This window comes from Nonomuraea sp. NPDC050153, from assembly GCF_044460125.1.
Taxonomy (GTDB): Bacteria; Actinomycetota; Actinomycetes; order Streptosporangiales; family Streptosporangiaceae; genus Nonomuraea.
This window is the reverse complement of sequence record NZ_JBITJQ010000036.1, coordinates 37292-48835: the sequence shown is the minus strand read 5'-3', so window position 1 is coordinate 48835 and position 11544 is coordinate 37292. Positions and strand designations below refer to the sequence as shown.

The following is an 11544-nucleotide window of genomic DNA, read 5'->3' as shown; positions in this document are numbered from 1 at the left end:
ACGCGAGTCGGCCGTCCTTCGGGGCGGCCGATTCGTGTGGCGCGAGGGCGCATGTGATGGAATACTTAGCGTGTCCGTTCGAATACGAAGGGAAAGATTCCATGGTCGCCATGGCCGAAGAGATGCACTACACGGAATCGATCAACACGAGCCTCCCGCGCAAGCCGAAGTCCGCTCGGGAGGTGTTCGATGCCCTACCCCCCCTCCCCGGTTTCCGGGTTGAGGTCATCGAAGGGAAGTTGCTAATGAGCCCGATGGGCAGCCCCGAGCACACTTGGCTGACCGCAGACCTGCACGATGCTCTACTTCCGCTGCGGAAGGAGCGAGGATGGCGCGGCGCACCAGGCGGTCCGAGCATCTGTATCGAGGGGCCTCGAGACTCTCTGGAACCAGACTACGTCCTGGCCTCCGCCGACTGCCCCCGCTGGGGGAAATGGGAGTTGCTGTCGTCTGGAGTGCTCATGACGGCGGAGGTGGTCTCGCCCAGCAGTGCGGACATCGACCGCAAGGAGAAGGCGCACCTCTACGCGCTGGGCCGGGTGCCGGTCTACCTGCTGATCGATCCGCTCGCCGACGAGCCGGCAGTGACAGTGTTCAGCGAGATCAAGGATGACGCCTACCAGGTGAGAAACACCACGCTCATTGGCACGCCGATCAAGCTGCCCGCGCCCATCGACTTCGAGCTCGACACGTCGATCTTCAAGGTGTGAGCTTCTCCATCGCCTTGGTGATGCGCTTCTCCGAGACCGGCGTAGGCGTGCCCAGCGTCTGGGCGAAGAAGCTCACCCGCAGCTCCTCGATCATCCACCGGATCTCCACCACGTCCGGATCCCCTCGCCGCGCCCGAGGGAGCTTCTCCAGCACGTCGTGGTAGTCGTCCTCGATCTTGTGCACCCGGTCCATCCACTCCTGGTCCCGCCAGGGCTCCTCCGGGAGCTTGGTGAGGCGGCGGTCGATCGCCCGGATATATCGGAGGATGTCGGAAAGGCGCCGATAGCCGGTGGCCGTGACGAAGCCCGGATAGACCAGCTTGCCGAGCTGGTCGCGGATGTCGTCCGTCGACGCGCTCGCCCGCAGGGCGTCGAGCCGGGCCCCGGCCTCGTGCCAGACGCTCAGGATCTGCTCCACCTTCGACAGCACGTCGGCCGCCGTGTCGTGGAGATGAGCACGTACGTGCTGGTAGAGGCGGTCGAAGGCCACCGGGTCCCAGGCCGGGCCCCCGGCGTCGAGCATGAGCTTGTCGACCGCCGCGTTGACCACGTCCTCGAACAGCGCCACCGCCCCGCCGTGCGGGCTGCGTGACAGCGCCAGCTTGGCCTGGTTGGACAGGCCGCCCAGCAGGGATTTGGCAGGGTTGGTGACGTTGAGGAGGAGCAGGCGGCGTACGCCGGGCCAGTGGGAGCGGCGCTGCTCGGCCTCCGTCTCGTAGATCTTGATCGAGACGGAGTCGCCCGCGTCCACCAGCGCCGGATAGCCCTTCATCCGGCCCTGCTCGAACACCTTCCGCAGCGTCCCGAAGCTCCACGTGTGCAGGCCGGTCTGCTCCAGGTCGTCGCCGGCCTGCGAGAGCGTCTGCCGCAGGCGCGGGGCGAGGCGGCGCTTCAGCGCGTCGAGGTCCTTGTCCTCGGCCACCGTGTGCCTGCGCTCGTCGATCACCCGGTACGTGATGCGCAGGTGGTCGGGCACCTGGTCGAGCTGCCAGGCCTCGTGCGGCACGCGTACGCCGGTGAGGCGCAGCAGCTCGCGCTCCACGGCCGCCAGCAGCGGCTCGCCACCCTGCTCGACCCCCGCCAGCACCTGCTTGGCGTAGTTGGGGGCGGGCACGAAGTTGCGGCGCAGGGCCTTCGGCAGGGAGCGGATCAGCGCGGTGATCAGCTCTTCGCGCAGGCCGGGGATCTGCCAGTCGAAGCCGTCGGAGCTGACCTGGTTGAGCACCTGGAGCGGCACGTGGACGGTCACGCCGTCGGCGTCCGCGCCCGGCTCGAACTGGTAGGTCAGCTTCATCCGCTGCCCGAGCTGTTTCCAGGTGTCGGGGTAGTCGCGGGCGCTGATGTCGGCGCCCTCGTTGACCAGCATGTCCGGCGAGAACGTCAGCAGGTCGGGCGTCTGCTGCCTGACCTGCTTCCACCAGGAGTCGAAGTGGCGGGCCGAGACCACGTCGGCCGGCACCCGCTGGTCGTAGAAGTCGAACAGCGCCTCGTCGTCCACCAGGAGGTCGCGGCGGCGCGCCCTGTTCTCCAGCTCCTCGACCTCGCCGAGCAGCTTGCGGTTGTCCATGAGGAAGCGGTGGTGGGTGTCCCAGTCGCCCTCGACCAGCGCGTGCCTGATGAACAGCTCGCGCGACAGGTCGGGGTCGATGCGCCCGTAGTTGACCTTGCGGCCCACCACGAGCGGCACCCCGTACAGGGTGACCTTCTCCAGGGCGATCACCGCGCCCTGGTTCTTCTCCCAGTGCGGCTCGGAGTAGGTGCGTTTGACCAGGTGCTGGGCGAGCGGTTCGACCCAGTCGGGCTCGATCTTGGCGTTGACGCGCGCCCAGAGCCGGGAGGTCTCGACCAGCTCGGCCGACATGACCCACTGCGGCTGCTTCTTGGCCAGCGCCGAGCCGGGGAAGATGGCGAAGCGGGCGTTGCGGGCGCCGAGGTATTCCTGGATCGGCCTGCGGCCGTCCTGCCCCCGCTGCTTGTCCACGACGTCCTTGACGCCGATGTGCGACAGCAGCCCGACCAGCAGCGACGCGTGCACGTGGTACGGCTGCGCGGGCTGGCTGTTGGGCTGGGCGCCGAGCGACTGGCGCACCTGGCTGTAGATGTCCTGCCACTCGCGTACGCGCAGGTAGTTGAGGAACTCGGCCTTGCACAACCGCCGGAACGCGCTGGAGGACAGCTCCTTCTGCTTGTCACGCAGGTAGTTCCACAGGTTGAGGTAGGCCAGGAAGTCGGACTCGGGGTCGGCGAAGCGCCGGTGCTTCTCGTCGGCCTGCTGCTGCTTGTCGGACGGGCGTTCGCGCGGGTCCTGGATGGACAGCGCGGCGGCGATCACCATGACCTCGCGCAGGCAGCCGTTCTTCTCGGCCTCCAGCACCATGCGGCCCAGGCGCGGGTCGACGGGGAGGCCGGCCAGCTTGCGGCCGACGCCGGTGAGCTTGCCGTGGACGTCGAACGCGCCCAGCTCGTGCAGCAGGTTGACGCCGTCCTTGACCTGGCGGCGGTCCGGCGGCTCCACGAACGGGAACGCCTCGATGTCGCCCAGCCCGATCGAGGTCATCTGGAGGATGACGGAGGCCAGGTTGGTCCGCAGGATCTCGGGGTCGGTGAACTCGGGCCGGTTGAGGAAGTCCTCCTCCTCGTACAGCCGGATGCAGATGCCGTCGGAGGTGCGGCCGGAGCGGCCCTTGCGCTGGTTGGCGCTGGCCTGCGAGATGGCCTCGATCGGCAGGCGCTGCACCTTGGTGCGGTGGCTGTAGCGGGAGATGCGGGCGAAACCGGGATCGACGACGTATTTGATGCCGGGGACCGTCAGCGAGGTCTCCGCGACGTTGGTGGCCAGCACGACGCGGCGGCCCGTGTGGCGCTGGAAGACGCGGTGCTGCTCGGCAGCGCTCAGGCGGGCGTAGAGCGGGAGGATCTCGGTGTTGCGGAACTCGGCCTTGGCCAGGGCGTCGGCGGCGTCGCGGATCTCCCGCTCGCCCGACAGGAACACCAGGACGTCGCCGGGCCCCTCCGAGATCAGCTCCCGGCAGGCGTCCACGATGCCCTGGGTCTGGTCGTCGTCCTCGCCGATCGGCCGGTAACGCACCTCCACCGGGTAGGTGCGCCCGGAGACCTCGATGATCGGCGCGTCGTCGAAGTGGCGCGAGAACCGCTCGGGGTCGATCGTGGCGCTGGTGATGATGACCTTGAGATCGGGCCGCTTGGGCAGGAGCTGCTTGACGTAGCCGAGGATGAAGTCGATGTTGAGGCTGCGCTCGTGGGCCTCGTCGATGATCAGCGTGTCGTACTGGTCGAGCAGGCGGTCGTTCTGCAGCTCGGCCAGCAGGATGCCGTCGGTCATCAGCTTGACGAGCGTGCGGTCGCTCGCCTGGTCGGTGAAACGGACCTTGTAGCCGACGACCTCGCCCAGGTCGGTGTCGAGCTCCTCGGCGATGCGCTCGGCGACCGTGCGGGCGGCGATGCGGCGGGGCTGGGTGTGGCCGATCAGCCCGCGTACGCCGCGGCCCAGCTCCAGGCAGATCTTGGGGATCTGGGTCGTCTTGCCGGAGCCCGTCTCGCCCGCGATGATCACAACCTGGTGGTCGCGGATGGCCTCAAGGATGTCGTCTTTCCGCTGGGAGACCGGCAGGTTTTCCGGATATCTCACCACCGGTACGGCTTCGCGACGCCGGACGAGCCGCTGTTCGGCACGCTCGACGTCGACCAGGATCTCCGCGACGATCTTGTCCCGGGCGTCGCGTGACCGCACCCGGCGCATGCCGTCGAGCCTGCGCCGCAGTCGCCGCTGGTCGCGCGGCATGAGCTCGGGCAGGCGGGAGTTGAGCTCGGCGAGTGGAGAGGACAAGGAAGGCGTTCCCATACTGCTTTCAGGATATTTGAGCCCCGCGTCCCCGGAGCCAACCGACCATGCTGCCCGACACCGCCGGGACGCGCATCCCAATATCTCGCCCGGGACGGGGCGCCTGTCGGTCAGGCCAGGTCCGCGGCGAGGCGTTCGATCGTGTCGCGGCCTTCCAGGGGGCGCAGCCAGGCGGCGGGCAGGACGTCGGCGCCGTGCCGGGCGCCGAGCAGGTTGCCGCACACCGAGCCGGTGGAGTCGCTGTCCCCCGAGTGGTTGACCGACAGCAGCAGGGCGCGCTCCACGGAGGGCTCGGCCAGGGCGCAGTAGACGCCGATGGCCAGCGCCTCCTCGGCCACCCACGCGCCGCCCAGCGACTCCACCCGCTCCGGCGTGTGCGCGCCGCCGGCGGCGGCCAGCGCCACGGCGGCACGCAGGGCCGCGCTGGTCTCGTCGTGCGCCGGATAGGCGGCCAGCAGGCCCAGAGCGCGGTGGACGGCGGGCTCCAGGGCCTCGCCCGCCACGAGGTACGCGGTGATCGCGGCGAACGCCCCCGCGGCCAGGTAGCCGGTCGGGTGCCCGTGGGTGATCTGCGCGCACACCGCCGCCGCCTCGAACGCCTCCCGCGGGCCGGGCCGCTCCCCCTCGGCGGAGAGCGCGACCAGGCCGAAGGGGGCCGAGCGCATCACGGTGCCGCAGCCCTTCGAGTTCGGGTTCACCGGGCCGGGCCGGCCCAGCGGGGACGGCCCGGGGAACCGCTGGCGCAGGCCCGACAGGCAGGCGTTGCCCGGCGCCCTGCGCGAGTACAGCCAGGTCTCCTCGCGCAGCCGCCCCGCGCGGTGCGGGCGGTCCGCGGGCGGCGGGCCGTGGTGGTCCTGGGTGTCGAGCCAGCGCAGGTACGCCTCCCGCACCGGCTCCGCCACCGCCCGGTACGGATACGCCGCCCGCCCCGGCGTGTCACGGCCGGCACCCGGCTCCGGCGCGTTACCGTTCCCCGGGACCGGCGCTCCGCCGGCGCGGGCGGCGAGCAGCCCTTCCACCGTGAAGAGCGTCATCTGGGTGTCGTCGGTGATGAGGCCGGATTTTCCGCGCCACGTCGTGACATATCCGGTAATGCCGTCAGCCCCGTGCTCCCTGCGGATCTCCCGCAGCGACTGGAACTCGATCGGCGCCCCGAGCGCGTCGCCGATCGCGCCACCGAGGAGGCAGCCTCGTACTCGATCCCGTACCTGCATGAGGAAATCTTGTCAGGCTCCCGGGCGGTCTGAGAGATTGCGGGTTATTCGACCCACGTCCCGGAGGTCACGCGTGTCACAATTACGCCCGGCCCTCTTCGCAGTCGCCCTCACCCTCGCGATCGCGACTCCCGCCCAGGCGGCGGCAGCGCCCGCCGTCACCGTCCAGAACGGCCGTACGCAGCCGGTCTTCTCCTACGCGGACGCCGTCCGCGAGCACGTGTACGTCGAGTCGACCGTCGACAGCGACCTTGACGGCAAACTCGACAAGGTACGGGTGGACATCATCAGGCCCAAGGAGTCCGGCCCGGGACTCAAGGTGCCGGTGATCATCGATGAGAGCCCGTACTACGACAACTCGGGCCGCGGAAACGAGTCAGAGCGCAAAATTTACGACGCCGCCGGAAATGTCACTAGATTCCCGCTCTTCTACGACAACTACTTCGTCCCCCGCGGCTACGCCGTCCTCAACGTCGACATGCTCGGCACCACCCGGTCCGAAGGCTGCCCGGACATCGGCGGCAAGGCGGACGTCCTGGGCGGCAAGGCCGTCGTCGACTGGCTGAACGGCCGCGCCAAGGCGTTCAGGGCGGACGGCAGCCCGGCCGTGGCCGACTGGACGACGGGCAAGGCCGCCATGATCGGCAAGTCCTACGACGGCACCCTGGCCAACGCCGTCGCCGCCACCGGCGTCGAGGGCCTCAAGACCATCGTGCCCATCTCGGCCATCAGCTCCTGGTACAAGTACCAGCGCTCCAACGGCGTCATCTACAACCTCGACTACGCCTCCTGGCTGGCCAACTACGTCGACACCGACCCCGAGGCCAAGTGCCAGGCCGTGCGCGACAAGATGGACGCCGAGGACGGCGACGCCACGGGTGACTACAACCCGTTCTGGGCCGAGCGCGACTACATCAAGGGCCTGCTCGGCGACGCCTCCAAGGTCAGGGCCAGCGTGTTCGTCATCCACACGGTCAACGACCTCAACGTCAAGCCCGACAACTTCTCGACCTGGTGGAAGGCCCTGGCCGACCGGAACGTGCCGCGCAAGATCTGGGTCGGCCAGACCCAGCACGTGGACCCGTTCGACTTCGAGGGCCGCCGGGCGCTCTGGGTGGACACCCTGCACCGGTGGTTCGACTACTGGCTGCACGGCGTACGCAACGGGATCATGAACGACCCCCGCGCCGACGTCGAGATCGGTCCGGCCCGCTGGATCACCCAGCGCGACTGGCCGGCGCCGTTCGCGCTCAAGGCGTCCCTGCGCCCCGGGCCCGACGGCTCGCTCGGCCTGAAGCCCGCCGCCAGGAACAGCACCGCCTCCTTCACCGACGTCGCCATGACCGAGACCGACATGGCGGCCGACGTCGGGACGGCGAACCCCGGACGGGTCGCGTTCACCACGGGCGCGCTCCCGCTCGACCTGCGCCTGTCCGGCACGCCCACCGCGGACCTGCGGGTCAAGCTGGACAAGCCCACCTCCAACCTGACCGCCCTGCTCGTCGACTTCGGCGAGGAGGCCCGCGTCGACTGGCGCCGCGGCCAGGGCATCACCACGCTCGCCGAGGAGGACTGCTACGGCGAGAGCACCGCGGCCGACGACGCCTGCTACAGGAAGGTCGTCACGAACGTGGCCACCCGCCCGCTCGAGATCGTGGCCCGCGGCTGGATCGACGTCCAGAACCGCGGCTCGCTCAGCCAGGCCACGCCGCTGCCGCCCGGCACGTACGGGACGGTCAAGTGGCTGACGCTGCCGCAGGACTACACGTTCGGAAAGGGCCACCGGGTCGGCCTCGTGGTGGCCGGCACCGACTCGACCTACAGCGACGAGACCGGCACGGGCGCGACCGTGACCCTCGACCTGGCCAGGTCCAGCGTCGTCGTCCCGTTCGTCCTGGGCACGCCGCTGGCGGACGTTCCGCAGGACACGACCAGGTTCCGCGGTCCCGACCGGGTCGAGCTGCCGCAACCCGAGCCCGAGTTCTCGTTCTTCTAGCGGCATGAGAGGGCCTCGGGCGCGCCGCCCGGGGCTCTCACCCGCAGTAGACGACGCCGCCCGGGGCCTTCACCCGCAGTAGACGACGCCTCGCCGGATGTCGAGCATCCGCGTGCCCTTGTGCTTGACCGTCCAGGCGACGCTCATGGTCAGGGTGCCGCGCCCGGCGGTGGCGCCGCCGGTGGTCTTGCCGTCGCCGCTCGCCCGGCCCGCCCACTGGACGGTGATCTTCCCCCGCTCCACGCTCGACCGCCCGGAGCAGCCGGGTCGCGAGAGCGGCGCGGCGATTTTGAACGTGCCGCCGGCCACGGTGATGCCGTCGGTGCCCCTGGCGGAGACGATCTCGCACTGCCCCGTGCAGGACAGCGCGAACGTCCCGGTACGCTCCGAGTCCAGCCACGCCGTCGCCGGCGACAGCCTGGCCACCGGTGGCGCGGGTTTGGGCAGCTCGGCCTTCCTGGCCATGCGGGTCAGGCCGGACCCGGCGGCCATCGGGGCCACCCCGGCCACCCAGCGCGGCGTCTCGTCCAGCAGGGTGCCCGTCTGCGCCGACGCCCTGGTGAGCTGCGGAGGGTGCTGGCGGGTGTTCACGACGGCCCAGACCAGCCCCGCCACCAGCAGGCCCACGCCCACGATCAGCCCGAGCCTGGCCACGGCCCTGATCGGCGGCCCCGCCTCGGGATCGTCGTCGTCCAGCCGGTCCCGCCAGAACTCCTGCACCTGCCCGTCCCGCAGCTCGACCAGATCACCGTCCAGGGTGATCCCGCCGTACCGGATGATGGCCCCCTCGCTGTGGGAGCCGTTGCTGGAGCCCTTGATGGCGGCGCTGTAGACGAGCTTGTCGCCGTACGCGCCGCCGCGGAAGGCCCGGGTACGGCTCGGCGGCGTGAACGGGTGCCGCCCGCGCACGGCGGGTGCCGCCGGGTGCTCCTGGTCGGCGGCGGCCGCGCCCGCCGCCGACCAGGGCTTTCCCGAGGTCGCCGTCGTGGGGTCGGCGACCGGGATCTGCGGCGTGGCGTCGGCGACCGGAGGAGCCGGGGAAGGACCGGTCTCCACCAGTGTGCGTGCCTGCACGGGAAAGCCGTCTGCCCGCCAGAGCGGCCCCTCGCCGGGCAGCGGCTGCGCCAACGCCAGCCGGTTGGGAAGTGTGCCGGGCAACGTGGTGATCGGCAGGCGGCGCAGCAGCGCCGCCGCCGACATGGTCCTGGGCGCGGCCCGGCAGGTCGCGCAGGACTGGATGTGACGGCCGATCCTGGCCCTGGCCCGCCGGCCGGGCGCGGCGACCCACGCCGACACCCGTGCCGTCAGGTCGGGACATCCGTCGCGCCCCCGCGCGGCGATGATCGCGGCGAACCACTCCTCCAGGGAGGCGGCCGCCTGGGTGACGATGGTCCGCACCTCGTCCTGGCGCAGCTCGAAGATCACGGCGATCTCCGTGTCGGCCAGGCCGTGGCGCATGGACAGGTCGAGCAGCTCCCGCTGCGGGCGCCCCAGGGACAGCAGCGCCTCGGGCAGCAGCTCCGACATCCGGCCGGGACGCGACCACGAGCCGATGCTCGCGGGCTTGGCGACGACCGCCCGGTGCGCGCGGGCCACCGCGTACAACCAGGGCCGCCGCAGGGCGGGATCGACCACGCGGTCCGCGTACAGGTGCGCCGTCAGCGCCGCGCCGGCCACCGCCTGCTCGGCATCGCCCGCGGCGAGCTCAGTGCGGCAGTAGTCGTAGAGGCGGGCTCCGTGCTTGTCGCACAGGTCGCGAATGGCCTGGCGAGCATCGTCAGACAGGGTTCGCCACATCCGGCGTCACACCTCCTCCAGTCAGTACGCGGAACGGGGGGTCGTCACCTCTTCCCTGGCACGGTGTCCAGTAATGAGGCCTGTGCCAGGTAGGCACGTGTCGCGTCGGGGTCCCCGGCGATGGCGCGCAGCCCCGCCATGGCGGCCGCCAGCCTGGCGCTGTCACGTTCCCGCACGCCCACGAGCCGGGTCTCGCGAGGTGGGATGACCCGCTGCAGCAGCACCGAGCGCCGCCGCCAGGCCCATGCCTCCAGCGCCGCGGGCGGGGCGAAGCCGCCGATCACGGCCGCGATCACCTGGCCCACCTCGGCCGCGTCGTGGATGCCGGCGTTCATGTTGAGCCCGCCGACCGTGGAGGTCAGGTGCGCGGCGTCGCCGACGAACAGCACCCGGCCGCACCGGTACGACGTCAGCACGCCCCGGGACAGGCCGAACCGATCGGCGCCCGTCACGTGGATCGGCCCGCTCGCCCCCGGCAGCGCCCGGCGGACCAGCAGGGACAGGTTCGGCGGCGACAGCGGCTCGTGCGTGTCGCAGGGGATCTTGAAGATGATCCGCCAGTGGTCCGGCAGCCCGAGCAGCGTGCACGACTGCTGTACATCCCGCACGTACGTCAGCGGCGCCAGGCTCGGCAGCAGCCGGTCCAGCGGCGAGTCGGTGAACACCCGCAGCGCCTGCGTCGGGTAGGCGGACCTGGGGAACGGCAGGCCCAGGGAGCCCCTGACCGTGCTGTGCGCGCCGTCGGCGGCGATCATGTACCGGGCCCGCGTCCAGGTGTGGCCGACGCGGACCCGGATCCCTGTGCCGCCTTCGGCCACGCCGTCCACGTGGGTGCCGAACCGCACGTCCACGTCCGGGTAGACGCTGAGGGCGGCGAGCAGCAGCGGGGTGAGCGAGGCCTGGTCGGCGTGGATCCGGAACGGATGCCTGGTCAGGCCGTTGAGCCGGTTCATGCCCATCTCGGCCAGCACGATGCCGGACCGGTCGCGCCACTGCACCCGGTCGACCACGCGGCCCTTGGCGACGAGCTGGGAGGCCACCCCCAGGTCGTCGAGGAGGTCGAGCGTGGCCGGGTGGAACGTGCAGGCCCTGGTCTGCTTGCTGAGCTCGGTCTCGCGCTCCAGCACGGTGACCGGGATCCCGGCCTTGGCCAGCGAGAGCGCCGCGGTCAGGCCCGCGGGTCCCGCCCCCACCACGACGACGCCGTTCATGCCGCGCCTCCCATGTACCGGCGGTGCGGCACGCGGCCGAGCGTCACCTGCTGGCCGATGGCCCGGGACAGCGCCCACCAGGCCGTGCAGAGGTTGGAGGTCAGCAGGATCCGGTCGTTGCCGGCGCTGAGGGGCCCGAGCACGGGCAGCGTGGCCATGCCGGTGCCGGTGAACAGCAGCACCGCGTCCGGCGGCAGCTCCGCCAGTTCGACCTGGCTGATCAGCTCGGCGGGGGTGACCGCGTACGAGGAGTAGCCGTTCTGCGCGCGTACCTGGATGACCTGGGTGACGTTCAGGCCGGTCGTCTTCCAGAACCGCTCGGCCAGCTCGGTCAGCCACGGCTGGTACGGGGAGACCAGCACGATGTCGTTCACCTCGGCGTGTTCCATCGCCTCGCGCGTGGCCTGCGTGGCCGAGGCGAAGGGCACCCCGGTCGCGGCCGTCAGCTCGGCGCACTGGTCGCGGTCCTCGTCGGGGCCGAGCAGGTACCGGGGCTCGCTGCAGGCCATGACCATCGCGTTCAGCGGCAGCGCGTCGAACGCGTAGACCATGGAGGGCAGGGCCTCGTTGTAGCTTTCCAGCCGTTCGGCCAGGGACTGTCCGGGCCGTACCGGGAAGCGCGTGACGTGCATGTCAGCGCGCGACCCCAGCAAGCGGGTGAGCTCGGGCTCCGCCGAGGGGTTGGCGGGCGCCACGATCACTCCCACCCTCCCGCGGCTCACTGCATACTCCGGGCGAGGACGGTGCGCATATG

At 70.9% G+C, this 11544-nt stretch carries 7 protein-coding genes; 2 read left to right on the top strand and 5 right to left on the bottom strand.

Annotated elements, in window-relative coordinates:
* Positions 1-56 precede the first annotated feature (56 nt).
* Positions 57-710 carry a Uma2 family endonuclease gene (locus tag ACIBQ1_RS50560; protein ID WP_397289202.1) on the top strand — a complete coding sequence of 218 codons (654 nt, stop codon included), beginning with the start codon at positions 57-59 and terminating at the stop codon, positions 708-710.
* Here ACIBQ1_RS50560 and hrpA read toward each other — a convergent pair.
* Positions 700-4572, bottom strand: coding sequence for an ATP-dependent RNA helicase HrpA (gene hrpA, locus ACIBQ1_RS50555; RefSeq protein WP_397289201.1), 3873 nt, complete (start codon positions 4570-4572; stop codon positions 700-702). The genes ACIBQ1_RS50560 and hrpA overlap by 11 nt on opposite strands.
* Before the next feature lie 110 nt (positions 4573-4682).
* The gene (locus ACIBQ1_RS50550; protein WP_397289199.1) at positions 4683-5786 is read right to left on the bottom strand and encodes an ADP-ribosylglycohydrolase family protein; all 1104 of its coding nucleotides are present in this window, start codon (positions 5784-5786) and stop codon (positions 4683-4685) included.
* Between the two features lie 73 nt (positions 5787-5859).
* On the opposite strand from ACIBQ1_RS50550, the gene ACIBQ1_RS50545 reads away from it, so the two are divergent.
* Positions 5860-7782: a Xaa-Pro dipeptidyl-peptidase gene (locus ACIBQ1_RS50545; RefSeq protein ID WP_397289197.1), complete on the top strand. Its 1923-nt coding sequence runs from the start codon at positions 5860-5862 to the stop codon at positions 7780-7782.
* 69 nt (positions 7783-7851) lie between these two features.
* Here the strand turns inward: ACIBQ1_RS50545 and ACIBQ1_RS50540 are convergent, their stop codons facing one another.
* The 3 genes from ACIBQ1_RS50540 to ACIBQ1_RS50530 are packed head-to-tail and all read right to left on the bottom strand — an operon-like array spanning position 7852 to position 11512.
* Positions 7852-9579: an RNA polymerase sigma factor gene (locus ACIBQ1_RS50540; protein WP_397289195.1), complete on the bottom strand. Its 1728-nt coding sequence runs from the start codon at positions 9577-9579 to the stop codon at positions 7852-7854.
* Between the two features lie 44 nt (positions 9580-9623).
* Complete coding sequence (locus ACIBQ1_RS50535) at positions 9624-10790, bottom strand: FAD-dependent oxidoreductase (RefSeq protein WP_397289193.1); 1167 nt, start codon at positions 10788-10790, stop codon at positions 9624-9626.
* Positions 10787-11512: a hypothetical protein gene (locus ACIBQ1_RS50530; RefSeq protein ID WP_397289191.1), complete on the bottom strand. Its 726-nt coding sequence runs from the start codon at positions 11510-11512 to the stop codon at positions 10787-10789. Before ACIBQ1_RS50530 ends, ACIBQ1_RS50535 begins: the two co-directional genes overlap by 4 nt.
* Positions 11513-11544: the final 32 nt, after the last annotated feature.